Raw genomic sequence first — 26126 nt, forward strand, 5'->3', positions numbered from 1 at the left:
CATAATAACGTCTCTATCCAGAACCGTCGCTGCCCATGTCCATCACGCCGCTGGCTCACCGTCCCCACGATCATTCCCATTGCGTGCATAGCGCCTTGTCCGAGGCCGATGCTTTGTGCACGCGCCAGGGCCTGCGCCTGACCGCACTGCGCCGGCGCGTGCTGGAGCTGGTTTGGCAGAGCCACAAACCGCTGGGCGCCTATGACATCCTGGCAGTGCTTAGTGAGCAGGATGGCCGCCGCGCCGCGCCACCCACGGTATATAGAGCATTGGATTTCCTGCTGGAAAACGGCCTGGTGCACCGCATCGCATCGCTCAACGCCTTCATTGGTTGCAGCCACCCCGAGCACGCTCACCAGGGTCAATTCCTGATTTGCCGTGAATGCCACGTGGCGATCGAACTGGAGCAGGACAGCATCAGCAGCGCCATCACCGATAGCGCCAAAGACGTGGGTTTCAGCGTCGAGACCCAAACCGTTGAAATCGTCGGCCTGTGTGCCAACTGCCGGAGTGCGGCATGAGTGACGCCCTGATCCGCCTGGAGCAGGTCGGCGTCAGTTTTGGCGGCGAGGCCGTGCTCGACAGCATCGATTTGGCCGTGGCGCCTGGCCAGATCGTAACCTTGATAGGCCCCAACGGTGCCGGCAAGACAACCCTGGTGCGGGCAGTGCTCGGCCTGCTCAAGCCCCACCGCGGCAAGGTCTGGCGCAAGCCCAAGCTGCGCATCGGCTACATGCCGCAAAAGATCCAGGTCGACGCCACGCTTCCGCTTTCGGTGTTGCGTTTCTTGCGCCTGGTGCCGGGGGTCGACCGCGCGGCGGCTTTGTCGGCATTGCAGGAAGTCGGCGCCGAGCAGGTCATCGACAGCCCGATCCAGACCATCTCCGGCGGCGAAATGCAGCGCGTACTGCTGGCGCGGGCATTACTGCGCGAGCCGCAACTGCTGGTACTCGATGAACCTGTGCAGGGCGTTGACGTGGTCGGCCAGACCGAGCTGTACAACCTCATCACCCGCCTACGCGACCGTCACGGCTGCGGCGTGTTGATGGTTTCCCACGACTTGCACTTGGTGATGAGCGCTACCGATCAGGTGGTGTGCCTGAATCGCCACGTATGCTGCTCGGGCCACCCCGAGCAAGTCAGCAACGACCCGGCCTTCGTCGAACTGTTCGGCCAGAACGCGCCAAGCCTGGCCGTCTACCACCACCATCATGACCACAGTCACGACCTGCACGGCTCGGTGATTGCCCCCAACACCCATGTTCACGGAGAGCACTGCAAGCATGGCTGATTTTCTTCTCTACGCCTTGCTTGCGGGTTTGTCTCTGGCAGTGGTGGCGGGCCCGCTCGGATCGTTCGTGGTGTGGCGACGCATGGCGTACTTCGGCGACACCCTGTCACATGCCGCACTGTTGGGCGTGGCCATGGGCTTCGTGCTGGACGTGAGCCCGGCCTTGGCCGTGACCGTGGGCTGTCTGCTGCTGGCGATCCTGCTGGTGACCTTGCAGCAACGTCAGCCGCTGGCCTCCGACACGCTGCTCGGCATCCTCGCCCCCAGTACCCTGTCACTGGGCCTTGTGGTGCTGAGTTTCATGCATGACGTGCGCATCGACTTGATGGCGTACCTGTTCGGCGATCTTCTGGCCATAAGCACCAGTGACCTGGGCTGGATCCTGGGCGGCAGCGCGTTGGTATTAGTGCTGCTCGCGCTGCTATGGCGGCCGTTGCTGGCAATCACTGTGCACGAAGAATTGGCCATGGTCGAAGGGCTGCCGGTGGCGGGCCTGCGTATGGCGCTGATGCTGCTGATCGCCGTGGTGATTGCCGTGGCCATGAAAATTGTCGGCGTGCTGCTGATCACCTCGCTGCTGATCATCCCCGCTGCGGCCGCTCAGCGTCACGCCCGCTCGCCCGAGCAGATGGCCTTGGGCGCGAGCCTGCTGGGCATCACTGCCGTCTGCGGTGGCCTGGCCATGTCCTGGTTCAAGGACACCCCTGCCGGGCCATCGATCGTGGTCTGCGCTGCAGTGCTATTCTTGCTGAGCCTGGCCCTGCCCAAACGCTGACGATCAGGGTACATCCCGGTGTACCCTGCAACCTTTTCCCAGGTAAAGGGTCTGTAAGACTTATTTTCGAGCGTGCGCACCTGGGTGTAGACTTGCTCGCTTTTTGCGCAAATAGAGAGTCGCAGGAATGAAGCCGTTCGCATCCCGTTATCTGCTTGTTGCCGCGTTTTCCCTGCTCCTGGCCGCTTGTTCCAGTGCGCCGGTCGAACAGGCCGATGTACCTGCCCAAGTCGATGCCTGGCAGCAGCTGCAACAGAGCATCGCCAGCAATGAGCTGGCCACCGCCGAAGACCAGTTGACCGCCCTACAAGCGCAGTCACCTGATGACCCACGCCTGGAGCAAAACCAACGCCAGTTGGCCGAAGCCTATCTGGCGCGTAGCCAGATCGTGCTGCAGAAGGGCGATGTCAATGCCGCCGCCACCGCCCTGGCACGGGCACGTGCGTTGATGCCACAGGCGCCGGCCGTCACTGGTGGTGACGCCGTAAGCCAGGCACGCAAGGCCGAGCTGGAGAAGGCCGAGGCGGCGTTGAAGGCCGCTGAGGCCAAGCCCCAGGCGCGAGTGATCGACCCTACGGCACCGAGCACGGTCATTGCACTGAAAACCACTGATATCCAGGCCATGCGCCGCCAACTCGACGACATCGCTAAAGACGTAGTCAATTATGGTTGCGACGTGGTCTTCCAAGTACCGCGCACGCAGGACGCGCCCTGGTTGAAGAATTTGTTGGCCAAGCGTGTGCACAAGCTAGACAGCAGCTTCGAGCTCAAGCAGAAACATGAGATCCAACGCTCGATGCCAGCCCAAGTGGTGCTAGTACCGCATCAGCGCTGAGTACCTTGGGCATGCTGCCCTGGATTTGGCGATAAAAGGCCGCCCTTACAGATCCTGTAAGGGCGGCCTTGGTCCATTTAGGCTGGTACCGCTTCAGCCGCGGCTTCGCGCTCCCACACTCGATGCCCTTCAACCGCTTTGACGAAGGCATCCAGGGTTTTCTGCTCGTCACCGAGCAATAGGCCTTTGTCTTCCTTGAGCCCAAGCCCCGTGAGCAGATCCTTGGTCAGCACCATCGCCTTGAGGTGCTTGTAGCCTTCGAGCAGGAAGTGCTTGGACAACCCGCTCGAAAGCAGCCCCTTGTCCGCACCTTTGGGCACGACGATGCCATCGAACATGATCGACGGCATGCCTTCCATGGACGCATCCACCGTCAGTTGCTTGCCATCTGCCGTTTTCACCGGCGCCGAGGTCGGCCCCAACAGCATAGGTCGGGCGCTGTGTGCTTCTAGCGCCTTGATCAGCTTGTCTGCGCTGGCGCCATCAACGCCATCGGTCACCAGCACTGCGATCTTGCGCCCCTTGATGCCCACATCACCGGGGTGGTTCATCTGGCTGAGGGCAGCCGATTGCTTGAGTTTGCTTTCCTTGACCGCGACAGACCCTTGCTTGGGCGCCGACAAGCCCAGGTTGGCCGCTACGGCCGCCGCCAGTTTCAGGTCGATGTTGGCCAGGATCTCGTCCACTTCGCGCTGGCGGATGTATTCGCGCTCTACCTTGCCCAGTTCAAAGCTATAGGCCTTGATGATGTGCTGCTGTTCGGTAGGGCTCATGCTGTTGAAGAACAGCCGGGCCTGGGAGAAGTGATCGCCAAACGATTCGCTGCGCTGGCGGATCTTGTGCGCGTCGATACGCTCTTGATAACTCTCGAAACCGCCGTCCTGTGCGGCAGGTGGGGTTTCCTTGGGCCAGCCACCATCGATGGAATTGGGCTCGTAAGAGGCACGGCCTTTGTCGATGGTCATGCGGTGCATGGCATCGCGCTGGCCGCTATGGTTGGGCGCGACCGGGCGGTTGATCGGGATTTCATGGAAGTTCGGCCCACCCAGGCGGCTGATCTGGGTGTCGGTGTAGGAGAACAAACGGCCTTGCAGCAGTGGGTCGTTGGTGAAGTCGATGCCCGGCACGATATGGCCTGGGCAGAAAGCCACTTGCTCGGTTTCGGCGAAGAAGTTGTCAGGGTTTCGGTTGAGCACCATCTTGCCAAGCAGGGTGACGGGCACCAGCTCTTCGGGGATGAGCTTGGTCGGGTCGAGCAAATCGAAGTCGAATTTGTGCTCGTCGGCCTCGGGCACGATCTGCACCCCCAGTTCCCATTCTGGATAATCGCCCGTCTCGATGGCCTCCCAAAGGTCGCGGCGATGATAATCGGTGTCTTTCCCCGCAAGCTTTTGCGCCTCGTCCCACAATACCGAGTGCACGCCCTGGCGTGGTTTCCAGTGGAACTTGACGAAACTGGCCACGCCCTGTGCGTTGATCAGGCGGAACGTGTGGATGCCAAAGCCTTCCATCATACGCAGGCTGCGTGGGATGGCGCGGTCGGACATGGCCCACATCACCATGTGCGCAGATTCAGGCACCAGCGAAACGAAATCCCAGAAGGTGTCATGGGCTGAACCGCCGGTGGGCATCTCGTTGTGCGGCTCGGGTTTGACCGCATGCACGAAGTCGGGAAACTTGATCGCGTCCTGGATGAAGAAGATCGGCATGTTATTGCCCACCAGATCGAAGTTGCCTTCATCGGTGTAGAACTTTACAGCAAAGCCGCGTACATCGCGCACCGTATCGCCGGAGCCACGCGGCCCTTGTACGGTGGAAAACCGCACGAAAACCGGGGTGATCTTTTCAGGGTCCTGAAGGAAGCCGGCCTTGGTCAGTTCGGCGTGGCAACCATAGCTCTGGAAATAGCCGTGGGCGCCGGTCCCGCGGGCGTGGACGATACGTTCAGGGATGCGCTCGTGGTCGAAGTGGGTGATCTTCTCACGCATGATGAAGTCTTCGAGCAGCGAGGGGCCGCGGGCACCGGCCTTCAGGCTATTCTGGTTGTCGGCAATCTTCACTCCCTGATTGGTGCGCAGCGCCTGGCCTGTGGCGTCGCTGCGAAAAGCCTCCAGGCTCTGCAGTTTGGCATTGGTATTAGCCCGGTCAGGGGTTTGAGTACCTGCCGCCTCGCTGTGCTTGGGCGTATCCGGCTTCTTGCTGGGCATGATCGGTTCTCCTCGTCAGTCTTCAGGCGTGCCCTGGGTGGGCTAGTTCTAGTAGTGACTGGAACCCTTCACCGAGCGTTCAATCTGAAATACCGATTGTCGCCATATGCCCGAAGCATTGGTCCAATACGAAATAAATGCTAAGAACAGCTATGGGAAAAGGCTAAAATGCGCGACCCAGCCAACCGCTGACCCAAATTCCATGCGCCCCACAAGGTTCGCTACGTGATCGAGTTCCAAAACGTACACAAGACCTACCGCGTCGCCGGTAGGGAAATCCCCGCACTGAATCCGACCACCCTGACCATCGAAGATGGCCAGGTATTCGGCCTGATAGGCCATTCCGGTGCCGGTAAAAGCACGATGCTGCGCCTGATCAATCGCCTGGAAGAGCCTTCCGGGGGCACGATCATCGTCGACGGCGAGGACGTTACGGCGTTCAACGCCAATCAGCTGCGCGGCTTCCGCCAGCAGGTCGGGATGATTTTCCAGCACTTCAACCTGCTGGCGTCCAAGACAGTCGCCGACAACGTCGCGCTGCCGCTGACCCTGGCCGGTGAGCTGTCGCGCAGCCAGATAGACAAACGTGTCACAGAACTGCTGGCCCGCGTGGGCCTGTCGGATCATGCAAAAAAGTTTCCGGCTCAGCTTTCGGGCGGGCAAAAGCAGCGTGTAGGCATTGCCCGCGCCTTGTCCACCAACCCGAAGATTCTGCTGTGCGACGAAGCCACCAGCGCACTCGACCCGCAAACCACTGCATCGGTGCTGCAACTGCTGGCCGAAATCAACCGTGAGTTGAAGCTGACCATCGTGCTGATCACCCATGAAATGGACGTGATCCGCCGGGTCTGCGACCGCGTGGCAGTAATGGATGCTGGGCAGATCGTCGAGCAAGGCTCGGTGGCCGAGGTGTTCCTGCACCCGCAACATCCCACCACCAAGCGTTTCGTCCAGGAAGACGAGCAGGTCGATGAAGGCGAGCAACGTGATGACTTCGCCCACGTGCCGGGGCGTATCGTGCGCCTGACGTTCCAGGGCGACGCCACCTACGCGCCGCTGCTGGGTACCGTGGCCCGCGAAACGGGTGTGGACTACAGCATCCTGGCCGGGCGTATCGACCGCATCAAGGATGTCCCCTATGGCCAGCTGACCCTCGCTTTGATTGGTGGGGACATGGAAGCGGCATTCGCCCGCTTCACGGCAGCTGACGTACATATGGAGGTACTGCGTTGATGGACGCTCTGAATTTCTTCGCCAATGTCGACTGGGCCGAAATCTGGCTGGCCACTGTCGATACCCTGATCATGCTGTTCGGCTCGCTGTTCTTCACCGTACTGCTGGGCCTGCCGCTGGGCGTGCTGCTGTTCCTGTGCGGCCCGAAGCAGATGTTTGAACAGAAGGGTGTTTACGCACTGCTGTCTCTGGTGGTCAACATCCTGCGCTCGCTGCCGTTCATCATTCTGCTGATCGTGATGATCCCGATCACCGTATTGATCACCGGCACCTCCCTGGGGGTGGCCGGCGCTATCCCGCCGCTGGTAGTGGGCGCCACACCATTTTTCGCGCGCTTGGTCGAAACTGCCCTGCGTGAGGTAGACCGCGGCATCATCGAAGCGACCCAGTCGATGGGCGCCACTACCCGCCAGATCATTACCAGCGCACTGTTGCCAGAGGCCCGTCCGGGCATCTTCGCGGCCATTACCGTCACCGCCATCACCTTGGTGTCGTACACCGCCATGGCCGGTGTGGTGGGTGCGGGTGGCCTTGGCGATTTGGCCATCCGCTTCGGCTATCAGCGTTTCCAGACCGATGTAATGGTAGTCACCGTGGTGCTGTTGCTGGTGCTGGTTCAAGTCCTGCAAAGCGTGGGCGACAAACTGGTCGTGCATTTTTCCCGTAAGTAACCCCAATGGGGTCGGCCAAGCCGACCCGTTCGGGGGCCGTCGCGGCCCTCACAAGGAGTGATCAATGAAGAAGCTGCTTGCTGTTGCTGCCGCCGTTGCGGCCTTTTCGGCCCACGCCGATACCCTGACCGTGGCCGCCACCCCGGTGCCGCACGCCGAGATTCTCAATTTCGTCAAACCCCAGCTGGCCAAAGAGGGCGTGGACCTGAAGGTGAAGGAGTTCACCGACTACATCCAGCCGAACGTGCAGGTTGCCGAAAAGCGCCTGGACGCCAACTTCTTCCAGCACCAGCCGTACCTGGATGAATTCAACAAAGCCAAGGGCACCGATCTGGTCAGCGTGACAGGTGTGCACATCGAACCGCTGGGCGTGTACTCCACCAAGCTCAAGAAGCTGGACGAGCTGCCTTCTGGCGCCACCGTAGTCATTCCCAACGACGCCACCAACGGTGGCCGTGCCCTGCTGCTGTTGGACAAAGCTGGGGTGATCAAACTCAAAGACAACAAGAACATCCTCTCCACTGTGAAGGATGTGGCCGAGAACCCGAAAAACATCAAGTTCCGTGAGCTGGAAGCGGCCACCATCCCGCGCGTGCTGACTCAGGTAGATGCCGCCCTGATCAACACCAACTATGCGCTGGAAGCCAAGCTGAACCCGGAGAAGGACGCGCTGGCCATCGAAGGCAGCGACTCGCCGTACGTGAACATCCTGGTTGCGCGCCCGGACAACAAGGACTCCGAAGACATGAAGAAGCTGGCAGCGGCGTTGCACTCGCCTGAAGTCAAGCAGTTCATCAACGAGAAGTACAAAGGCGCCGTAGTGCCTGCGTTCTAAGCCGAACGCGCTTGTTTACCCGCTAAGCGTTCGACGCAATGTACGGCACGGGCTATGCCCGTGTTCGCGGCTTAAACCGCTCCCACAGGTTGGCTTATCTCCAAGCTTGCCCCTGACCCGTTGGGAGCGGATTTACCCGCGAAACGCTCGAAAATCGCTCAGTCTCGCTTTACCAGCCCAGGCAACTGCGCCACCAGCTTCTGGTTGTTGAACGGCGCACGAATGAACCCACGCTGACGCCCATCCGGCCCGACGATTGCCAGGTTCCCGCTGTGATCGACCGTGTACCCAGGCTTGCTGGTGTCTGCGGGGATGAATGGAATGCTCAGGGCATTGGCCAGCTTCTGGGTATCGTCTATGGTCCCGGCCACACCGACGAAATCCTTGTCGAAATAGCCCAGATACTGCTTCAGCTGATTAGGCGTGTCGCGGTTCGGATCCACGCTTACCAACACCACCTGCAACCGGTCCACGGCCTCCTTGGGTAGCTCGCTCTTAACCTGGCGCAGCTGGGCCAGGGTGGTCGGGCAGATGTCCGGGCAGTAGGTGTAGCCGAAGAACAGCAGTGACCATTTGCCTTTGAGCTCGTCCATCTGCACCGGCTGGCCATTCTGGTTGGTCATGGTTACATCAGCCACTGCGCGGCTCTGCGGCAGCAGGATGATGCCTGCGTCGATCAGCTCGGCCGGGTTGGCCTGGCCGCGTCCGCTGAGCACCTTGTTGACGGTAAGGCCCATGATCAGCGCGACCAAGGCAACGAGGATGAAGACGGTTTTCTGGGTTCGAGTCATAGATTCAGCAATAGGTAGTGGTCAACGAGTAACGCGACGAATAGCGCGAACAGGTAGCCGATGGAGTACTTGAACGTAGCGATCGCCGCGTGCGGCCGGCTGCCACGGTACAACACCCAGGCCCAATGCAGGAAGCGCAGGCCCAATGCCAGGGCACAAGCCAGATACAACGGGCCGCTCATGTGAATGGCGTAGGGCAGCAGGCTCACCGCCAGCAATATCAGCGTGTACAACAGGATATGCAGCTTGGTGTAACGCTCACCATGGGTCACTGGCAGCATCGGAATTTCGGCCTTGGCGTACTCCTGCTTGCGGTGGATGGCCAGGGCCCAGAAGTGCGGGGGTGTCCAGGCGAAAATGATCAGCACCAGCAGCAGGGGCTCGGCACTGACATGGCCGCTTACCGCAACCCAGCCCAGCAAGGGCGGCGCGGCGCCAGCCAGGCCTCCGATGACAATATTCTGCGGTGTGGCGCGCTTGAGAAAGCCGGTGTAAAGCACCGCGTAACCCAGCAAGGAGGCCAGGGTCAGCCAGGCCGTCAGCGCGTTGGTGAATGTCAGCAGCAAGCCCATGCCAAGCAGCGCCAGAGCCAGGGCAAACAGCAAAGCCGACACCGGGCCAACCCGGCCCTGGGCCAATGGCCGCTTGTGGGTACGTGCCATCAGCGCATCGATGCGCCGGTCCACCACATGGTTGACCACCGCTGCGCTGCTGGCACACAGGCCGATGCCCAGGTTACCGAACAACAGCACGCTCAGGCTTACCCCAGCACGGGTCGCCAGGAACATGCCCGCCAGCGAAGTGATCAACATCAGCACCACCACCTTCGGCTTGGTCAGCTCCAGGTAATCGCGCCAGCTCGCACCCTTCGTCCTCAGAAGCGTCGCCACGAATCGTTCCTCATGTGATGGGTGATACCGACCTCGGCCACCGGTCGTAACCGCCAGCCATGGCCAACCCCAGCCCGCACCTTGTCGACCACACGAATGCGGTAGTTCACCAGCACCATGCTCAATAGCAGCAGCGCACCGCCGGCGTTATGCGCCACAGCCACAGCCAGCGGCAAGTGGAACAGCACGTTGCTCAGCCCCAAGCCGATCTGCACGGCCAGCGCCAGCAGGACCAACCGCGCCAAACCCGGCAGGCCACAACGCTGTAGCTTCCAGCTCAGCAGCAGCAGCACACAGGTCACCAGCAAGGCGCCTAGGCGGTGGCTCATGTGGATGGCGGTGCGCGCGTCGCTGTCCAGCTGCCCACCCAGGTAATTGGGGCCAACGTGCTGGGTCAGGTGAAAGCCATTGCTGAAGTCTGCCGCAGGCCACCACTGCCCATGGCAGGTGGGCAGGTCAATGCAGGCAACCGCTGCGTAATTGGCGCTGACCCACCCCCCCAAGGCTATCTGGCCGATCACCACCAGCAAGCCCAGCGCCGCTATGCGCCTGAGGCTGAGCGGCAACTTCGGCAAGGGCGCAAAGGCCCGGGATAGACGCAGAGACAGCAGGAACAGCAGGCTAAGGGTGGTAAAGCCGCCAAGCAGGTGTGCCGTGACCACCTGCGGCCATAACTTCAGGGTAACGGTCCACATGCCAAACGCAGCCTGCGCCAGCACCACCCCTAACAGCAACACGGGTAGGCGGTAAGGCTGGCCATCATGAGCATGCCGGCGCACGGCCTGCACCGCCAGGATAGCGATCACCACCGCCAGCGTACCGGCGAAATAGCGGTGCACCATCTCCGCCCAGCCTTTTGCCTCTTCCACCGGATGATCAGGGAAGTGCTGTTCGGCATGGGCAAGCTGCGCTTGGCTTTTGGGTACGCTGATAAAGCCATAACAGCCGGGCCAGTCGGGGCAGCCAAGCCCGGCGTGGGTCAACCGCGTGTAGGCCCCGAGCAGAACGACCAGCAGTGCCAGCAAGGTGGCGAACACAGCGAGGCGGAATCCAGGTCTGGCCATGGCAGGCTCCTAGCCAATGTTGGACAGCTTGAGCAGATGACGTAAGTCGTCGAGCACGTGCTTGCCGTTGACCTTGGCGTCGTAACGCAGCACAAGATTGCCGTGTGGGTCGACTATCCACAGTTGTGGGCCGGCTTCGCCAACCTGTTGCAGATAGCGCTGGGCATCCAGTGAATAGCGCTGCAGCTGCGGATACTCACGGGTCAGCAGCGCCTGGTAGTCACTGGCCAACGGCTGAGCAGCCGCCAGGGCATGGCTTGCGCGGCTGGCATCTCGGCCCAGGCCCACCTGGATCTGCCGCACCAGGTACACCAAGCGCTGACAATCCTCGGCGCAGGCTGCCGGGGCGCTGACCAGCAGCTGCCAGCGCTGATCCTCACCAGCAATACCGATATCGGCGCGGCTCTGGCCGTTGCCAATCATCGCACCATGGTAGCTGCGCCCCTCTGGTACCCAGAACTTGAGCTTGTACATGCAAGTGGCCAGGACCATCGGGCCGAGCACCACCAGTAGTATCAGTATCAGCTGCAAACGCCCGCGGGCTCTGGGCTTGCTACGTTCAGGCAGGCCCAGTGGAGTGGCGGTGGCCATGCTGTTTCTCCTTGTTGTTGTGCCAGCCGTAATAGAGGTAGAGCAGCACCAGCGCGGCGGCCAGGGCAAACCACTGAACGGCGTAACCGAGGTGTTTTTCAGGGCCCATGGCAACCACCGGCCACTGCAGCCGATAAGCCGCGGGGCCTGGTTCCAGGCGTAACTCATGGGCATAACCTTCGCGCTCGAGCTGTTGCCAGAGCTGTGCGGGGTCGACTGCAGTGAGCAGATGCGGCCACTGCCCGCCTACCGGGTCCGGGTGCAGCTGGAAGGTACTACCTGGCGCCACATAGACCGACGCGCTCAGTGCCAAGGCCTGTTCGGGTGTCTGGAAAAACACCGGGACTCGGCGATCGGGCCAGGCCAGCCAGCCGCGATTGACCAGCACCCACAGCCCGCTGGCCTGGTCATGGAAGGGCTGCAATAACTCGACGCCGGCCTGGCCGTCACGCATGCGGTTGTCCAGTAGCAGGCTGTGCTCGGGATCGAAGCGGCCATAAAGATGCACCCGTCGAAACGCCGCGTCCTGGGTCTGCTGTAGCTCAGTACTAGGCAGCGGGGCATCGACTTCATGCGCGGTGTAGGTCGCCAGCAATTCACGCTTTTGCTCGGCGCGGCTTAGCTGCCAGCAACCAAGCCCGACCAACCCCGGCAGCAGCGCGAGCACCACCAGGGTCGGGATCCAGCCTGGGCGAAACGGCCTCACCGACGCCTCGCTATACTTGTCCACATACCGCACCCCCCGGAGAAGCGCCATGCTCAAGGCCGCGATAGTCCTGCTGCTGCTGGCCACGATCGCCAGCCTGTTCAGTGGCCTGGTGTTTCTGGTCAAGGACGATGACCACTCGACCCGCCTGCTCAAAGCCCTGACCGTGCGAGTGACCCTGGCGGCCCTGACCATCGGCCTGGTCGCTTGGGGCTTGATCAGTGGCCAGTTGGTGTCACATGCACCGTTCTGATCAAAGCACGTAGACGAAGATGAAAAGACCGACCCACACCACATCAACGAAGTGCCAGTACCAGCTCGCCGCCTCGAAACCAAAATGTTTGTCAGGGTTGAAGTGGCCACGCAGGATACGCACGAACATCACGATCAGGATGATCGTGCCCAGGGTCACATGGGCACCGTGAAAGCCTGTAAGCATGAAGAAGGTCGCGCCATAAATCCCTGAACCCAGCGTCAGCCCCAGCTGGGTGTAGGCCTCGTGATACTCGTAAGCCTGCAGCGCGATGAAGCACAGCCCCAGCACAATGGTCAGTGCCATCCAGAGTTTCAGCGCACCGCGGTGGCCTCGGCGCAGCGCGTGGTGGGCGAGGGTGATGGTCACGCTGGAGCTGACCAGCAAGATGGTGTTGATCAGTGGCAAGTGCCACGGGTTGATCACTTCCTTAGGCGGTGGAAACAACTTTGGGTCCGGTGTGTTCAGCAAGGGCCAGGCAAATTCGAAACTTGGCCAGAGCATATGGCTAATGCCCTTGTGCCCTTCGCCGCCCAGCCATGGCCCGGCCAGCACGCGCACATAGAACAGCACGCCGAAAAAGGCCATGAAGAACATCACTTCCGAGAAAATGAACCAGCTCATGCCCCAACGGAACGAGCGATCCAGTTGCGGGCTATACAACCCGGCGCGGCTTTCGCGCACCACGGCGCCGAACCAGCCAAACAGCATATAGGCCAAGAACAGCCCACCTATAAAAAAGATCAGCGGCCCATGGGACGAAGGATGGCCAGCCTTCAGGTCGTTGAACCAGGTGCCCAGGCCAAACACCGTGATGAATAGACCGATGGTGGCGATGATCGGCCATTTGCTCTGTGCCGGAACGTAGTAATGCTCATGACTTGCCATTGCTGTTCTCCTTCCCTCAGCGGGCGCCCTGAACGTCCTGTACCGCGGCATGGGCGACCGGCGGGTGACGCGCAGTGATGTCGAACAAGGTGTAGGCCAGTGTCAGGTGCTTCACGCTGGCCGGCAGGTCGCGGTCGACGATGAAGCGCACGGGCATCTCGATGCGCTCGCCCGGCTGCAGCACCTGCTGGGTGAAGCAGAAGCACTCGGTCTTGTGGAAATACGCCGCGGCCTCGGCTGGGGTGATACTGGGTATCGCTTGCGCACTCATGGGCCGGTCGGTCGGGTTATGCGCAATGAAGATCATCTGGTTCACCGCGCCAGGGTTGACCTCGAGTTGGTCGGCGGTGGAGTAGAAGTCCCAGACCATGTCGCTGGCGTTGGTGGACATGAACTGCACCCTTACCGAACGCGTCGGGTCGCTGACCTGGCTGCCCTCGTACTGCCCGCCGGTCTTGCCGTTGATGCCGAACGCCTTGCACATCACGTCGTAGATCGGCACCAAGGCAAAACCAAAGGCGAACATCACAACCGTCAGCATCAGCAGGCGCGTGACCAAGCGTTTGAGCGACGGGCTGTTCATCACAGCGCTCCTATTTCACGTGCGGTGGAGTCTGGAAGGTGTGATAAGGCGCAGGCGAGGGGATCGACCATTCAAGCCCCTCGGCGCCATCCCAAGGCTTGGCCGGGGCAGGTGCTCCACCGCGGATGCACTTGATGACGATGAACAGGAAGAAGATTTGGGTGGTGCCAAACAGGAAAGCACCGATCGACGAAACCATGTTGAAGTCGGCGAATTGCAGGTTGTAATCGGGAATACGCCGCGGCATACCGGCCAACCCCACGAAGTGCATGGGGAAAAAGGCCATGTTCATACCGACGAACGACAACCAGAAGTGCAGCTTGCCAAGGGTTTCATCGTACATATGGCCGGTCCATTTCGGCAGCCAGTAGTAGGCCGAGGCAAAGATGCCGAAGATTGCACCGGGCACCAGCACATAATGGAAGTGCGCCACCACGAAATAGGTATCGTGGTACTGGAAGTCCGCCGGGGCGATGGCCAGCATCAACCCGGAGAAACCACCGATGGTGAACAAAATGACGAAGGCGATGGCGAACAGCATCGGCGTCTCGAAGGTCAGCGAGCCTTCCCACATGGTGCTGACCCAGTTGAATACCTTCACCCCGGTCGGCACGGCGATGAGCATGGTGGCGTACATGAAGAACAACTCGCCGACCACCGGGATGCCGACCACGAACATGTGGTGGGCCCAGACGATGAACGACAGGAAGGCAATGGCGCCCGTGGCGTACACCATGGAGGTGTAGCCGAACAGCGGTTTGCGCGAGAACGCCGGGATGATCGAACTGACCGCGCCGAACGCCGGCAGGATCATGATGTAGACCTCGGGGTGACCGAAGAACCAGAACACGTGCTGGAACAGCACCGGATCACCGCCACCGGCGGCGCTGAAGAAGCTGGTGCCGAAGTGGATGTCCATCAGCATCATGGTCACCACGCCCGCCAGCACCGGCATCACGGCAATCAGCAGGAATGCGGTGATCAGCCAGGTCCAGACGAACAGCGGCATCTTCATCAGGGTCATGCCAGGCGCGCGCAAATTGAGGATGGTGGCGATCACGTTGATCGCGCCCATGATCGAACTGATGCCCATCAGGTGGATGGCGAAGATGAAGAAGGTGACGCTGGCTGGCGCATAGGTGGTCGATAACGGGGCATAAAAGGTCCAGCCGAAGTTGGGCCCGCCGCCTGGGGTGAACAGGGTGGACACCAGCAACAGAAAGGCCGCCGGCAGTAACCAGAAACTGAAATTGTTCATCCTCGGCAGGGCCATGTCAGGTGCGCCGATCATCAGCGGAATCATCCAGTTGGCCAGGCCGACGAAGGCCGGCATCACCGCGCCGAACACCATGATCAGGCCGTGCATGGTGGTCATCTGGTTGAAGAACGCCGGCTCCACAATCTGCAGCCCGGGCTGGAACAGCTCGGCACGGATGACCATGGCGAACGAGCCGCCGAGCAGGAACATCATGAAAGCGAACCACAGGTACATCGTGCCGATGTCCTTGTGATTGGTGGTCAGCACCCAGCGCATCAGCCCTTTGGCGGGGCCGTGGGCGTGTTCATGGCCGTGGCCGTGGTCGTCGATCACTGCACTCATGTTCTGTCTCCTGCAATCGGCTGATTGCCGCGCAAAACCCGGTTCACTTGGCTTCTGCCTGCTTGAGCGCGAGCACGTCCTTCGGCGTGACCATGTCGCCCTTGTTGTTACCCCAGGCGTTGCGCTCGTAGGTCACCACAGCGGCGATGTCGACTTCCGACAACTGCTTGCCGAAAGCGGCCATCGCCGTGCCTGGACGACCGTGGAATACCACGCTCAGGTGTTCTTTCTTGGGCCCGGTCGCGACTTTCGAGCCTTTGAGCGCTGGGAACATTGGGGGCAAGCCCTGACCTTCGGCCTGGTGGCAAGCCACGCAGGTGGTGTGGTAGACCTTGTCGCCGCGCTCGACCAGCTCGTCCAGCGTCCACTCCTTGCTGGTCAGTTCCTTGAGCTTGGCGGCCTCGGCCTTGCGCTCGCCGAGCCAGGTGTCGTAATCGGCCTGGGACTTGACCTCGACCACCACAGGCATGAAGCCGTGGTCCTTGCCACACAGTTCGGTGCACTGGCCGCGGTAGATACCGGGCTTTTCGATACGGGTCCAAGCTTCGTTGACGAACCCTGGGATGGCATCGCGCTTGACCGCAAAGGCCGGCACCCACCAGGAATGAATAACGTCAGCTGCCGTCACAAGAAAGCGGACCTTGGCGCCGACCGGCAGCACCAGTGGCTGGTCCACTTCCAGCAGATAGTGCTCGTCCTTGGGGGCTTGGTTATGAATCTGTTCGGCGGGGGTGGCCAGGTTGCTGAAAAACTCCACATCCTGGCCCAGGTACTTGTAATGCCACTTCCACTGGTAGCCGGTGACCTGGATGTCGATGTCCGATTCACTGGCGTCGTAGATGTCGATCAGGGTTTTGGTCGCTGGAATAGCCATCGCGACCAGAATCAGGAAAGGGACCACGGTCCAGAGAATTTCTACCCAGGTGTGCTCGTGAAAATGCGCCGGCTGCTGACCCGTGGAACGACGGTGCACGACCATGGACCAGAACATCGCACCGAACACCACGATGCCAATGATCACGCAGATCCAGAAGATGGTCATGTGCAGGTCGAACACGGCGTTGGAAACGTCCGTCGCCCCTGGGTGCATGTTCACGGTCCAGGCAGCACTGGCCTGACCTAGAACCGACCACAACAGCAGGCCCATCCAGACAGGTGGATGTCGCATCATTGCGGGTTCCCCTTCTCGTTCTTGTTGTCCCGGAGGCGTGGCCTGCGGCAAGAGGGAACGGCGGTCAAGACTGCCTGACTTCGACGACCGAGCCCCTGCAAAAGCAGTCGGGCCTCATCAACGAATCACGTTCAACGGGAGTATAGACAGCAGGCAACGCCCCGCAACGGCGCCCATGAAATGAACTTCACCAAACACCATGAATCGCGCAAAAGCCCGAGTTTGAGGGGCTATGGGAATATAGAAAGGGTGCTATATGCCTGAGAGCGCACACGTTTGCGAATTTTATAACAAATGCGTCTTAGGTATTCTGTATACCGAGCTAATTTACTGTCTTCCGTATGAAACGTTTTGTCCCTGGAGTTGTCATGAACATCGCCGCTGTACGCGAGCAAATAAGCCAAGCCCACGATCATGAAGGCCGCACCGGCCAGCTGAAAGCGCGTCTCGAGCTGCAACTGCCCCACCTGCACCCCTCGATCCAACTGCCTGAGCAGGACGCGCAGGGTACCTTGGCGCGTTTCGTCGGCGCATACATCGATCAAGTACCTGAACTATTGGAAGCCGCCCACACGGTGGCGCTCGAGGCCGGCATCGAGTCGCAGATCAAGCCGGTGCTAAAAATTGCAGAGGCGTACTTCCTGCAACCCCCTAGCCTGATGCAGGGGCATGTGGGGCTCGATTGCCTGCTCGATGAAGCTTATTTGGCCCACCGCCTGGTCGAAGAGGTCAACGACCTGTACATCCGTCACTTCCAGCAGCCGCTGATTCCTGTTGATACAACGGTCGCCAACCTTATTGCCCACCAATTGATCGGTGAAACCTTCGCCAACCAGCTCGATGAAGTGGTGCATCATTCAGTGGACGAAATGCTCGACGACGAAAGCTTCGCCGCCGAGTCGGTAGAGGCCTACCGTGAAGCCCTAAGCAGCCCGCAGACAGGCCAGGCCTGGAAGCGCTGGCCGTGCCTGTCGCGTCAGCTGAACGTTGAACTCGGCCAAGCCAGTGCCTGAACGGCCAGGCGATTAGGGAAAGCGCTCCTGCTGCTGACTACCGCCTTCGATCCTTACTGTCATCCGGCCGCCTCAGGGCGGCCTATTTCATTCCGAGGTGATGACAATGACGATCAGAAGAAACCGGATGTACACAGACTTGCTGCGCGGCACCTACCGGACGATCTGGGGCAACTGGGGCCTGAACCCCGCCATCAAACCGGGTGCGGTCGGCATCATCGATTCCGATTCTGGCGATTTCAAGCTGGTCGCAGACTGCCTGCCTGGGGTCGAAATCAGCAAGAACCAACAAAGCCGCAAGTGGGATTTCAAATCCACGGGGGTGACGTGCAAAAGCATCAACGCCAATGTAGGCGGGACCATCCTCGATCCGAGCACCGGAGCCGAGGTCAAACCTGAGGCGGCGCTGGAATGGACCTTCGATAAGGAGAACTCCATGACGTCGGAGTTCGCGATCGCCGGTGAGCATGCCATCAGCAATCTGACCGTGCTCGATGATCAGTACGACTGGCTGCTGGAGCAGGCGCGCAAGATGAACATGGCCACCAGCGCCGGCATCTCCGAGGGTTTTGGCGTGGTGACCTCGGTCATCTACGCAAGCAGCGGCCTGAACGCTGTAGCCAAGAAGAGCAAAGCGAGCTTCACCGTTGCCGGCAGCGCAAGCGGCCTGAACCGTCTGCTGGGTGAGCAAGGCATCAGCGGCAAAGGCAAGGCCAGCTACGTGTTCACCAGCAACTCCAGCGAGGTCGAGACCCATACACTGCCGGCCAGAAGTGGTGAGGTGGCAACCAATCCACTGCCCATTGCCTATACCTTTTCTTCGTATGCAGGCGGCCGGGTGTTGATCCCAAGCTGGGTGGGCAAGGTGGGTGTGCTGAACCTTCTGGTCAACAGCAAGGCGTCGGCCTTCACCACCTACACAACCAAAGTCACGCTGTCGTACAAAACGCCGACCGGCCCGGTGGAAGACTCCAGAACCGTCATCGGCGGAAGCTCGGCAAGCTTTGGAGAGATTCCGCTGACCGCCACCGAAATGGTGCTGACCGCCGAGTTCATCAACATCGGCTCCAACACCCGTAAGTCGATCAAGTGGAACACCCCCGCCAGCCAATGGCTGGGTGGCACCCGCACCGTGAACCTCACCGGAACCTGGCCGAGTGCCCCAGACATGACCGAGGTCAGCAACTGACCTTAGGTACCGGCAACACTGCGCAAGCGGCCTTCCACTCTGCGCTTGAGCCCTCGCTGCTCGATGCGCAGGGTGCTGCCGCTGGTCTTGCTCCAGTCCTCCAGCAGCTCCAGGCAAGAGTGGTCGATGTAGTTGAGGTTGCTCAGCGGTACATGCAAGGTGCTTCCGGCCGGTACGCTATCGAGCACCTGGGTCAGCGCAGGAACCTTGAGGAACGTCGCCGCCCCGCTCAGGCGCAGCTCCATATGGCCCTGTGTCTTAAGCTGAACGAGGCTGATCTTCAGGCGCGCCGCCTTGAATGCCAGCTTCAGCAGGGTAAGCGCGAAGCCCAACAGCACCCCGGTCAACAGGTCGGTAAAGATGATTGCCATGGCTGTGGCCACATAGGTGAACATCGGCATTCGGCCGTAGCGACGCAGGCCTCGCAGAGCTTTGAAATCGACCAGCTTGATACCCGTGTACACCAATACGCCAGCCAGACTGGCCACGGGGATTTGCTGCAGCACACTGCTCAGAACCACCACGAATGCCAACAGCCACACGCCATGCAGGATGGCCGAAGCGCGGCTTTGCGCACCGGCCTGCACATTGGCAGAACTGCGCACGATCACGCCGGTCATCGGCAAGGCACCCAGCAGCCCGCAGAGCATATTGCCAACCCCCTGCGCCGAGAGCTCGCGATCAAAGTCCGAACGCTGACCACTGTGCATGCGATCGACGGCTGCTGCCGACAGCAGCGTTTCGGCACTGGCGATGAAGGCCAGGGCGAAGGCTGCGACCAGCAGGGTCGGGTCAGCCAGTTTCATCAGGTCATCAGGGCGGATCCAGTCGATGGCTTCGGACAGGTCTGCCGGCACTTGCACCCGATTGACCGGCAGCGCCAGCCACATCGCGATGGCGGTCATCGTCGCCACGCCCAGCAAAGCACCAGGCACGAAGCGTAACTTCTGAGGCCGCATCCGCTCCCACGCCCACATGATCAAGATGGTCCCCAGCCCCAGCGCACCGGCCATCCACCCGGAACCTGCAGCTTCAAGCGGCAATGCAGCGCTCAGCGTGGCGGGAAATTCCAAGAGGTTTTGCAGACCTGAAGGCTGAGGCGCTGTGTCGAACATCACATGCACTTGTGAGAGCACGATCAGTACGCCGATGCCGGCCAGCATGCCGTAAACCACTGCCGGAGCGGTGACCCGGAACCAGCACCCCAAGCGCAAACGCCCCGCCAGCAACTGCAATACACCGGCGAGCAATAGTATCGGGCCGAGCATGGCCATGCCGTGCTGGCGCACCAACTCGAAAACCAGTACCGCCAGGCCTGCTGCCGGGCCACTGACCTGAAGCGGCGAACCTGCCAGAAAGCCCACTACGATACCGCCGATGATGCCGGTGATCAGGCCCTTGGCCGGCGGCATGCCAGAGGCGATCGCAATACCCATGCACAACGGCAGGGCGACCAGAAAGACCACCACCGACGCCAACAACTCACGCGGCAGGGCCGCTTTCAACTGTGTAATGTTCACCCTGTTTCTCCTTTCTCTGTCGCACGGCCATCCCGCTGGCCGTGAGCACGGTTGATCCCTGACGCGCACGCAGGCGCAGGCCGCCAGCGTGATCGCCGGCAGAGCAGTCAAGGCATTTGCAAGGCAGCCGAAGGCCGCGCCACACCCATGACGGGTGCAGCCGGCTATTCAAGGTTCAGCTGTGGACGGGTCGCTTAGTAGCGGCCTCTCGGCGTGGCGCAGGGGATCGATTCGCCGGCAGTCAACGGCATGAAGCTGTCGCTGGCAGCGTCGTAGGCTTCGATCTTGCTGGTCTCGATGTCGTACACCCAGCCGTGGATGTACAGCTCACCGGCTGCCAAGCGCGAGGCAACCGACGGGTGGGTGCGCAGGTGATGCAACTGGGCGATCACGTTTTCCTTGGTCAGTACCTGCATGGTTTCGTGCTCACTGCCGCACGAGCAGTTGTTTTCCACCACGGTGCGGGCCACTTCGGCGTGGCGCAACCAGGCGGAGACGGTTGGCATCTTGGCCAACGACTGCGGGTTGAGCACTGCGCGCATGGCACCACAGTCCGAGTGCCCGCAAATGATGATGTGGTGCACTTTGAGCGCAGACACAGCGTACTCGATGGCGCTGGAAACGCCGCCGTTCATCTGCCCATAGGGCGGTACCACGTTACCGACGTTACGCGTCACGAACAAATCGCCTGGCGAGCTTTGAGTGATCAATTCGGGGACGATGCGCGAGTCGGCACAGGTGATGAACATCGCGCGTGGGGTTTGCGCAGTGGCAAGCTTTTTGAACAGCTCTTGCTGTTCGGGGAACACGTCATGGTGAAAACGCAGGAAGCCGTCGACGATGTGCTTCAGAGCGGCATCGGCGCTCTCCGCGGGGGCTTGCGGAACGACCTTGGATGGGTCCTTGACGGGCATGATTCATCCTCTTGGCGGTGTGTAGGTAAATCCATTTTACCGGTGAAAGATTCTGGCTATGCGCAGATTTAGATGACACGCACGAGCGATAAATCACAGTCTGCTTTGGCTGGATTCCTACGCTAGCGGGGAAAACTTAACTGAAACTTAATTCGAGGGCTCTAGAACGGGCGTTCCAGATCGAAAAGGGGGGAACTGAATAATAGCAAAAAAGCATCAACTGCCAAGAGGGATTACCCAGATTATTTGGTTGCATGAGCCCCATTCGGGGGTGGCACCTTATGGCTGACCCGCTCAGAACAGAGCCATCTGCCCACCAGGTGGACAGAATGCCGAACAATCCAGCGTTTGCGTTTCCCGCCCCGCAAAGTCCAAGCGCTTCATGGCTTTGGCAAAGCGCTGAGCGAGCAACTCGGCAAACACGCCCTCACCGCGCATCCGCGCACCGAACCTGCTGTCGTACAGTTCACCGCCACGGCTCTGACGGATCAGGCTCAGTACATGGTTGGCCCGTTGCGGGTAATGGTCCTGCAGCCACTGCTCGAACAAGGGTGCCACCTCCAGTGGCAAGCGCAGCATCATGTACGCCGCGCTTTGTGCGCCAGCCTCCTTGGCCGCCTCAAGAAGGCGCTCCAGTTCACTGTCGTTGACCATCGGTATCATCGGTGAACACAGCACCCCCACCGGCACCCCGGCACCGCGCAGCACGCGGATGGCTCGCAGTCGGGCCTTTGGTGAGGCCGCGCGCGGCTCCAGCACACGTTTCAGGTCGTCATCCAGTGTGGTCAGGCTGATCATCACCCTGGCCAGGCGCTGGCTGGCCAACTCAGCCAACAGGTCAAGGTCGCGGAGCACCAGCGAACCTTTGGTCACGATGGTCACCGGATGACGAAAACGCAGCAGCACTTCGAGCAGCCGCCGGGTCACCTGCTGCTCGCGTTCGATCGGCTGGTAGGGGTCGGTATTGGAGCCCAGGTTGATGGGCGCGCAGGCATACCCTGGCTTGCTCAATTGCTGCGCAAGCACCTCAGCTGCATTGGTCTTGGCGATCAGCTTGGTCTCGAAATCCAGGCCGGGCGACAGGTCCCAATAGGCGTGGGAGGGGCGGGCGTAACAATAGATACAACCGTGTTCGCAACCGCGGTAAGGGTTGATGGAGCGGTCGAAGGGCAAGTCGGGGGAGGAGTTGCGGCTGATGACCGATTTGGCGAGCTCGACCCGGACTTGCGTACCCTGGGTCAGCGGCACTTCCTGGTACCAGCCATCATCCTCGGCCACGCTACGGCTTGGGGCAAAGCGATTGTCGGGGTTGTACGAGGTGCCACGACCCTTTTGCGCTGCTGGAGTACTCATCGCCTCATCCTTTACTGTATGCATACACAGTATCGAAGTTGGCGTGAGTGCTCCAGCACCTCTGGTCAGAGCGCTGCGGTACAACCCTATTCGGTAGGCTTCTTCAGCTTGGGATTAGGGAAGAACTGCACGGTCTGGACCTTGGCCGGCGCAGCTTTTGGTGCCAGGTGATTGACCCGCGTGCCCAGCTCCTTGGGAACTGAAAGGCCCTGCTCATTAAGGGTATCGGTGAAGCCGCAGGCCACGCACTCACGGTGCGGTACGTCATCTTCGTTCCACATCATCAGCTTGTCGGGCTCGCTGCACGCCGGGCACACCGCCCCGGCGATGAAGCGCTTCTTGGTCTTGTTCACAACCACCTCACTCATGCCGCAGCGGCTTCGGTCAAGCCACTGTGGCGCAGCAACGCATCGATGGAAGGCTCACGGCCCCGGAAGTCGACGAACAGCTCCATGGGTGCGCGCGAGCCGCCGCGAGCCAGGATCGCTTCGCGGAACGCTCGGCCGGTATCGGCATTGAGCACACCCTCTTCCTCAAAGCGCGAAAACGCGTCGGCCGACAGCACTTCAGCCCACTTGTAGCTGTAGTAGCCCGCCGCGTAACCACCAGCGAAGATATGCGCGAAACTGTTGGGAAACCGATTGTACGCTGGCGGGCGCATCACCGAGACCTCATCACGGACCCCTTCGAGCACCTGCAGCACACTGCGGCCGTCGCCATGGCTGGCGTGCAGTTCGAAGTCGAACAGCGAAAACTCCAGCTGCCGCACCATCATCATTCCGGATTGGAAGTTCTTCGCCGCCAGCATCTTGTCGAGCAGGTCCTGGGGCAGGGCTGCACCGGTTTCATAGTGGCCGGAAATCAGCGCCAGCCCTTCTGGCTCCCAGCACCAGTTTTCCATGAACTGGCTCGGCAACTCTACCGCATCCCAGGCCACGCCGTTGATGCCGGACACCCCAGCATGTTCGATACGGGTCAGCATATGATGCAGGCCATGGCCGAACTCGTGGAACAGGGTGGTGACCTCATCATGGGTCAGCAATGCAGGCTTGCCAGGGCTGGCCGGGGTGAAGTTGCACACAAGGTTAGCCACCGGGCTTTGCAGCGCGCCAGCCGCTGTGCGGCGACGGTCACGGGCACCGTCCATCCACGCCCCCCCGCGTTTGTTGGCGCGGGCGTAGAGGTCGAAGAAGAAGCGGCCAACGTGCTGGCCGTTTTCTTTGATTTCGAACAGGCGCACATCGGGGTGCCAGGTGTCGAAGCCTTTGAGCTCGGTGATTTCGATGCCGTACAGGCGCTGGACGATGCTGAACAGCCCGCCGAGCACCTTGTCGATCGGGAAGTAGGCGCGCAGAGCTTCCTGGGACACACTGTAACGCTGCTCACGAAGCTTTTCGCCAAAGTACCCGGCATCCCAACTGGCCAGCTCCGGGCAACCCTGCTCGGCGGCGTAGGCCTTGAGCTGCTCCAGGTCCTGAGCGGCGAACGGCTTGGAACGCTTGGCCAGGTCCCGCAGAAAGCTCAGCACCTGATCGCTGGACTCGGCCATCTTGGTCGCCAGGCTAAGCTCGGCGTAGTTTTGGTAGCCCAGCAGCTCGGCCAGTTCCTGGCGCAAGTCGAGGATCTGCTGCATTACCGGGCCATTATCGAACTGCCCAGCATTAGGCCCCTGGTCAGACGCACGGGTGCAGTACGCAGCGTACAGTTCTTCACGCAGGGCGCGGTCGCTGGCGTAGGTCATCACCGCGTAGTAGCTGGGGAATTCCAAGGTAATCAGCCAGCCGTCTAGCCCCTTGGCCTGCGCCGCAGCGGCCATCTGCGCCTTGGCCGAGTCGGTCAGCCCGGCCAGCGCGGCCTCGTCGGTAATGTGCTTGGTCCAGGCCTGAGTGGCATCGAGCAGTTGGTTGGAAAAACGGCTGCCCAGCTCGCTGAGCTTGCTCTGCACCTGGGCATAGCGCTGCTGCTTGTCGGCCGGCAAGTCGATGCCCGACAGGCGGAAGTCTCGCAGGGCGTGGTCGAGGATGGTCTTCTGCGCCACGTCGAAATTTGCTGCTTCAGGGCTGTTGGCCAACGCCTGATAGGCGTCGAACAGCGCGCGGTTCTGGCCCAGTTCGGTAGAGTAGGCGCTCAGCGCTGGCAGACAGGACTCGTAAGCCTCGCGCAATTGGGCGCTGTTGCACACCGCATTGAGGTGGCTGACCGGGCTCCAGGCAGCGCCCAGGCGGTCGTTCAGTTCGTCCATGGCCAGTACCAGGCCAGCCCAGCTAGGGTTATTGCCCTGCTGTTCGAGGATCTGGGCAATGGCTTTTCGGTTGTCGGCCAGGATCGCTTCGATCGCCGGCAACACGTGTTCGGCACGGATTTGCGAGAAGGGCGGCAGATCGTAGGACTGCAGAAGTGGGTTGTTCGCACTCACGGTTCGGATACCTTGGCAGAAGAAACACTACCCCATCTTAATTACAATCGACGCCGACCGCAGCAAGCAGCCTGCCTATCGGCACAGATGAGAGACGCTATCATGGCCATCCGCAGCTTCCAGCAACACACTCCGAAAGTGGGACCCAGGGCATTCGTCGACCGCTCGGCGGTGGTTCTGGGCGATGTGGAAATCGGCGAGGACAGCTCTGTCTGGCCGCTGACGGTGATCCGTGGCGATATGCACCGCATCCGCATTGGCGCGCGCACCAGCGTGCAGGACGCCAGCGTGCTGCACATCACCCATGCAGGGCCGTTCAACCCTGACGGGTTCCCGCTGATCATCGGTGACGAGGTCACCATCGGCCATAAGGTCATGCTGCATGGCTGCACGTTGGGCAACCGCATCCTGGTCGGCATGGGCAGCACCATCATGGATGGCGCCATCGTCGAAGACGAAGTGATCATCGGCGCCGGTAGCCTGGTACCGCCCGGCAAGCGTCTGGTCAGCGGCTACCTGTACATGGGCAGCCCGGTCAAGCAGGTCAGGCTGCTGAGCGATCAGGAGCGCGCCTTCTTCCCCTACAGCGCCGGCAACTACGTCAAGCTCAAGGACCAGCACCTGGCCGAAGGCTACGACCAACCGGAATGAACCCGACTCACGAGACGAACATGCACCAGCAGAACATCCTTTTCGACCTCGACGGCACGTTGACCGACCCGCGTTTGGGCATCACCCGCTCGATTCAGTATGCCTTGGCCAAACTTGGCATCGACGAACCCGACCTCACGCGACTGGAGCACTTCATTGGCCCGCCACTGCTACAAGCCTTCATGCAGTTCTACGGCTTCGATGAAGCCAAGGCCTGGGAAGCGGTGAATTTCTATCGCGAGCGTTTCAGTGTCACCGGCCTTTACGAAAACCTTGTGTTCGAAGGGGTGCCAGCACTGCTCGAAGACCTGACGGGGCAGGGCAGAACGCTGTACATCGCGACTTCAAAACCCTGGAAGTTCGCCCGGGAAATTGCCAGGCACTTTGCCTTCGACCACCATTTCAAGGTGATCTATGGCAGCGAGCTCGATGGCACCCGCACCAACAAGGTCGAGCTGATTCGCCATATTCTGGACGAAGAACGGCTGGACCCTACCCAGACGCTGATGATCGGGGACCGCAAGCATGACCTGATCGGTGCCCGCAGCAACGGCCTCCAGGCGGTGGCCGTGGGCTATGGGTTCGGCAGCCAGGCAGAACTCGCCGCCGAGGCGCCAGCCTTCCACTTCGCCACACTGGCCGAACTGCACCAGGCTTTGACTCGGCCCTGATGACTGTGGGGCTGT

The 26126-nt window shown here is 60.8% G+C and carries 27 protein-coding genes; 12 read left to right on the plus strand and 15 right to left on the minus strand.

Annotated elements, in window-relative coordinates:
* Positions 1-35: 35 nt before the first annotated feature.
* The 4 genes from zur (at position 36) to ACK59H_RS12740 (ending at position 2901) form a co-directional block, all read left to right on the plus strand.
* The gene (zur, locus tag ACK59H_RS12725) at positions 36-521 is read left to right on the plus strand and encodes a zinc uptake transcriptional repressor Zur (protein ID WP_060479040.1); all 486 of its coding nucleotides are present in this window, start codon (positions 36-38) and stop codon (positions 519-521) included.
* Positions 518-1291, plus strand: a complete 774-nt coding sequence (znuC, locus tag ACK59H_RS12730; RefSeq protein WP_060479041.1) for a zinc ABC transporter ATP-binding protein ZnuC — start codon at positions 518-520, stop codon at positions 1289-1291. Before zur ends, znuC begins: the two co-directional genes overlap by 4 nt.
* The gene (gene znuB / locus ACK59H_RS12735) at positions 1284-2066 is read left to right on the plus strand and encodes a zinc ABC transporter permease subunit ZnuB (protein ID WP_060479042.1); all 783 of its coding nucleotides are present in this window, start codon (positions 1284-1286) and stop codon (positions 2064-2066) included. The genes znuC and znuB overlap by 8 nt, the downstream gene beginning before the upstream one ends.
* 127 nt (positions 2067-2193) lie before the next feature.
* Complete coding sequence (locus tag ACK59H_RS12740; RefSeq protein WP_060479043.1) at positions 2194-2901, plus strand: PA5502 family lipoprotein; 708 nt, start codon at positions 2194-2196, stop codon at positions 2899-2901.
* 77 nt (positions 2902-2978) lie between these two features.
* Here ACK59H_RS12740 and katE read toward each other — a convergent pair whose 3' ends face one another.
* The gene (gene katE, locus ACK59H_RS12745) at positions 2979-5108 is read right to left on the minus strand and encodes a catalase HPII (RefSeq protein WP_060479044.1); all 2130 of its coding nucleotides are present in this window, start codon (positions 5106-5108) and stop codon (positions 2979-2981) included.
* Positions 5109-5333: 225 nt separating this feature from the next.
* On the opposite strand from katE, the gene ACK59H_RS12750 reads away from it, so the two are divergent.
* From ACK59H_RS12750 to ACK59H_RS12760, 3 genes are all read left to right on the plus strand, one after another.
* Positions 5334-6341, plus strand: coding sequence for a methionine ABC transporter ATP-binding protein (locus ACK59H_RS12750; protein WP_060479045.1), 1008 nt, complete (start codon positions 5334-5336; stop codon positions 6339-6341).
* On the plus strand, positions 6341-7012 hold the full coding sequence (locus tag ACK59H_RS12755) for a methionine ABC transporter permease (protein ID WP_060479046.1): 672 nt from the start codon (positions 6341-6343) through the stop codon (positions 7010-7012). The genes ACK59H_RS12750 and ACK59H_RS12755 overlap by 1 nt, the downstream gene beginning before the upstream one ends.
* Before the next feature lie 64 nt (positions 7013-7076).
* The gene (locus ACK59H_RS12760; protein ID WP_060479047.1) at positions 7077-7847 is read left to right on the plus strand and encodes a MetQ/NlpA family ABC transporter substrate-binding protein; all 771 of its coding nucleotides are present in this window, start codon (positions 7077-7079) and stop codon (positions 7845-7847) included.
* A 158-nt stretch (positions 7848-8005) separates the two neighbouring features.
* Here ACK59H_RS12760 and ACK59H_RS12765 read toward each other — a convergent pair whose 3' ends face one another.
* The 5 genes from ACK59H_RS12765 to ACK59H_RS12785 are packed head-to-tail and all read right to left on the minus strand — an operon-like array spanning position 8006 to position 11889.
* Complete coding sequence (locus tag ACK59H_RS12765; protein WP_060479048.1) at positions 8006-8638, minus strand: SCO family protein; 633 nt, start codon at positions 8636-8638, stop codon at positions 8006-8008.
* Positions 8635-9528 (minus strand): heme o synthase, encoded by an 894-nt coding sequence (gene cyoE / locus ACK59H_RS12770; RefSeq protein ID WP_060479049.1) that lies wholly within the window; start codon positions 9526-9528, stop codon positions 8635-8637. The genes ACK59H_RS12765 and cyoE overlap by 4 nt, the downstream gene beginning before the upstream one ends.
* Positions 9513-10592, minus strand: a complete 1080-nt coding sequence (locus tag ACK59H_RS12775) for a COX15/CtaA family protein (protein WP_060479050.1) — start codon at positions 10590-10592, stop codon at positions 9513-9515. Before ACK59H_RS12775 ends, cyoE begins: the two co-directional genes overlap by 16 nt.
* Positions 10593-10601: 9 nt before the next feature.
* The gene (locus ACK59H_RS12780; RefSeq protein ID WP_060479051.1) at positions 10602-11183 is read right to left on the minus strand and encodes a hypothetical protein; all 582 of its coding nucleotides are present in this window, start codon (positions 11181-11183) and stop codon (positions 10602-10604) included.
* A complete protein-coding gene (locus ACK59H_RS12785; RefSeq protein ID WP_060479097.1) occupies positions 11152-11889 on the minus strand; it encodes an SURF1 family protein in 738 nt (245 codons plus the stop codon). Before ACK59H_RS12785 ends, ACK59H_RS12780 begins: the two co-directional genes overlap by 32 nt.
* A 49-nt stretch (positions 11890-11938) precedes the next feature.
* On the opposite strand from ACK59H_RS12785, the gene ACK59H_RS12790 reads away from it, so the two are divergent.
* Positions 11939-12142, plus strand: a complete 204-nt coding sequence (locus tag ACK59H_RS12790; RefSeq protein WP_060479052.1) for a twin transmembrane helix small protein — start codon at positions 11939-11941, stop codon at positions 12140-12142.
* Here the strand turns inward: ACK59H_RS12790 and ACK59H_RS12795 are convergent, their stop codons facing one another.
* Genes ACK59H_RS12795 through coxB form a run of 4 tightly spaced genes read right to left on the minus strand, consistent with a single transcriptional unit; the run spans position 12143 to position 16384 of the window.
* Positions 12143-13030: a cytochrome c oxidase subunit 3 gene (locus ACK59H_RS12795; protein ID WP_060479053.1), complete on the minus strand. Its 888-nt coding sequence runs from the start codon at positions 13028-13030 to the stop codon at positions 12143-12145.
* 16 nt (positions 13031-13046) lie between these two features.
* Positions 13047-13613 (minus strand): cytochrome c oxidase assembly protein, encoded by a 567-nt coding sequence (locus tag ACK59H_RS12800; RefSeq protein WP_060479054.1) that lies wholly within the window; start codon positions 13611-13613, stop codon positions 13047-13049.
* 10 nt (positions 13614-13623) lie between these two features.
* Complete coding sequence (ctaD, locus tag ACK59H_RS12805; RefSeq protein WP_060479055.1) at positions 13624-15213, minus strand: cytochrome c oxidase subunit I; 1590 nt, start codon at positions 15211-15213, stop codon at positions 13624-13626.
* 43 nt (positions 15214-15256) lie between these two features.
* Positions 15257-16384, minus strand: a complete 1128-nt coding sequence (gene coxB / locus ACK59H_RS12810) for a cytochrome c oxidase subunit II (protein ID WP_060479056.1) — start codon at positions 16382-16384, stop codon at positions 15257-15259.
* A 368-nt stretch (positions 16385-16752) separates the two neighbouring features.
* On the opposite strand from coxB, the gene ACK59H_RS12815 reads away from it, so the two are divergent.
* Both ACK59H_RS12815 and ACK59H_RS12820 read left to right on the plus strand, forming a co-directional pair.
* Positions 16753-17397 (plus strand): hypothetical protein, encoded by a 645-nt coding sequence (locus ACK59H_RS12815; protein ID WP_060479057.1) that lies wholly within the window; start codon positions 16753-16755, stop codon positions 17395-17397.
* Between the two features lie 127 nt (positions 17398-17524).
* Positions 17525-18586, plus strand: coding sequence for a hypothetical protein (locus tag ACK59H_RS12820; RefSeq protein ID WP_225915507.1), 1062 nt, complete (start codon positions 17525-17527; stop codon positions 18584-18586).
* A gap of 2 nt (positions 18587-18588) precedes the next feature.
* On the opposite strand, the gene ACK59H_RS12825 is transcribed toward ACK59H_RS12820, so the two are convergent.
* From ACK59H_RS12825 to prlC, 5 genes are all read right to left on the minus strand, one after another.
* Positions 18589-20106, minus strand: coding sequence for a SulP family inorganic anion transporter (locus tag ACK59H_RS12825; RefSeq protein ID WP_060479059.1), 1518 nt, complete (start codon positions 20104-20106; stop codon positions 18589-18591).
* Between the two features lie 194 nt (positions 20107-20300).
* Positions 20301-21020: a carbonic anhydrase gene (locus ACK59H_RS12830; protein WP_060479060.1), complete on the minus strand. Its 720-nt coding sequence runs from the start codon at positions 21018-21020 to the stop codon at positions 20301-20303.
* A 294-nt stretch (positions 21021-21314) separates the two neighbouring features.
* Positions 21315-22373 (minus strand): PA0069 family radical SAM protein, encoded by a 1059-nt coding sequence (locus ACK59H_RS12835; RefSeq protein WP_060479061.1) that lies wholly within the window; start codon positions 22371-22373, stop codon positions 21315-21317.
* 86 nt (positions 22374-22459) lie between these two features.
* A complete protein-coding gene (locus ACK59H_RS12840) occupies positions 22460-22741 on the minus strand; it encodes a YheV family putative zinc ribbon protein (RefSeq protein ID WP_060479062.1) in 282 nt (93 codons plus the stop codon).
* Positions 22738-24789, minus strand: coding sequence for an oligopeptidase A (prlC, locus tag ACK59H_RS12845; protein ID WP_060479063.1), 2052 nt, complete (start codon positions 24787-24789; stop codon positions 22738-22740). Before prlC ends, ACK59H_RS12840 begins: the two co-directional genes overlap by 4 nt.
* Positions 24790-24891: 102 nt before the next feature.
* On the opposite strand from prlC, the gene ACK59H_RS12850 reads away from it, so the two are divergent.
* Positions 24892-25440 (plus strand): gamma carbonic anhydrase family protein, encoded by a 549-nt coding sequence (locus ACK59H_RS12850; RefSeq protein WP_060479064.1) that lies wholly within the window; start codon positions 24892-24894, stop codon positions 25438-25440.
* Between the two features lie 20 nt (positions 25441-25460).
* Positions 25461-26111 carry an HAD family hydrolase gene (locus tag ACK59H_RS12855; RefSeq protein WP_060479065.1) on the plus strand — a complete coding sequence of 217 codons (651 nt, stop codon included), beginning with the start codon at positions 25461-25463 and terminating at the stop codon, positions 26109-26111.
* Positions 26112-26126: the final 15 nt, after the last annotated feature.

The organism is Pseudomonas sp. KCJK9000 (genome assembly GCF_046230725.1).
In the GTDB taxonomy this organism is placed as follows: Bacteria; Pseudomonadota; Gammaproteobacteria; order Pseudomonadales; family Pseudomonadaceae; genus Aquipseudomonas; species Aquipseudomonas promysalinigenes.

Bases quoted from the DNA above. Each gene is read 5' to 3' on its own strand.
- zur (WP_060479040.1), top strand. From the start codon at position 36: ATGTCCATCACGCCGCTGGCTCACCGTCCCCACGATCATTCCCATTGC.
- znuC (WP_060479041.1), top strand. From the start codon at position 518: ATGAGTGACGCCCTGATCCGCCTGGAGCAGGTCGGCGTCAGTTTTGGC.
- znuB (WP_060479042.1), top strand. From the start codon at position 1,284: ATGGCTGATTTTCTTCTCTACGCCTTGCTTGCGGGTTTGTCTCTGGCA.
- ACK59H_RS12740 (WP_060479043.1), top strand. From the start codon at position 2,194: ATGAAGCCGTTCGCATCCCGTTATCTGCTTGTTGCCGCGTTTTCCCTG.
- katE (WP_060479044.1), bottom strand. From the start codon at position 5,108: ATGCCCAGCAAGAAGCCGGATACGCCCAAGCACAGCGAGGCGGCAGGT.
- ACK59H_RS12755 (WP_060479046.1), top strand. From the start codon at position 6,341: ATGGACGCTCTGAATTTCTTCGCCAATGTCGACTGGGCCGAAATCTGG.
- ACK59H_RS12760 (WP_060479047.1), top strand. From the start codon at position 7,077: ATGAAGAAGCTGCTTGCTGTTGCTGCCGCCGTTGCGGCCTTTTCGGCC.
- ACK59H_RS12765 (WP_060479048.1), bottom strand. From the start codon at position 8,638: ATGACTCGAACCCAGAAAACCGTCTTCATCCTCGTTGCCTTGGTCGCG.
- ACK59H_RS12775 (WP_060479050.1), bottom strand. From the start codon at position 10,592: ATGGCCAGACCTGGATTCCGCCTCGCTGTGTTCGCCACCTTGCTGGCA.
- ACK59H_RS12780 (WP_060479051.1), bottom strand. From the start codon at position 11,183: ATGGCCACCGCCACTCCACTGGGCCTGCCTGAACGTAGCAAGCCCAGA.
- ACK59H_RS12790 (WP_060479052.1), top strand. From the start codon at position 11,939: ATGCTCAAGGCCGCGATAGTCCTGCTGCTGCTGGCCACGATCGCCAGC.
- ACK59H_RS12795 (WP_060479053.1), bottom strand. From the start codon at position 13,030: ATGGCAAGTCATGAGCATTACTACGTTCCGGCACAGAGCAAATGGCCG.
- ACK59H_RS12800 (WP_060479054.1), bottom strand. From the start codon at position 13,613: ATGAACAGCCCGTCGCTCAAACGCTTGGTCACGCGCCTGCTGATGCTG.
- ctaD (WP_060479055.1), bottom strand. From the start codon at position 15,213: ATGAGTGCAGTGATCGACGACCACGGCCACGGCCATGAACACGCCCAC.
- coxB (WP_060479056.1), bottom strand. From the start codon at position 16,384: ATGATGCGACATCCACCTGTCTGGATGGGCCTGCTGTTGTGGTCGGTT.
- ACK59H_RS12815 (WP_060479057.1), top strand. From the start codon at position 16,753: ATGAACATCGCCGCTGTACGCGAGCAAATAAGCCAAGCCCACGATCAT.
- ACK59H_RS12820 (WP_225915507.1), top strand. From the start codon at position 17,525: ATGTACACAGACTTGCTGCGCGGCACCTACCGGACGATCTGGGGCAAC.
- ACK59H_RS12830 (WP_060479060.1), bottom strand. From the start codon at position 21,020: ATGCCCGTCAAGGACCCATCCAAGGTCGTTCCGCAAGCCCCCGCGGAG.
- ACK59H_RS12835 (WP_060479061.1), bottom strand. From the start codon at position 22,373: ATGAGTACTCCAGCAGCGCAAAAGGGTCGTGGCACCTCGTACAACCCC.
- ACK59H_RS12840 (WP_060479062.1), bottom strand. From the start codon at position 22,741: ATGAGTGAGGTGGTTGTGAACAAGACCAAGAAGCGCTTCATCGCCGGG.
- ACK59H_RS12850 (WP_060479064.1), top strand. From the start codon at position 24,892: ATGGCCATCCGCAGCTTCCAGCAACACACTCCGAAAGTGGGACCCAGG.
- ACK59H_RS12855 (WP_060479065.1), top strand. From the start codon at position 25,461: ATGCACCAGCAGAACATCCTTTTCGACCTCGACGGCACGTTGACCGAC.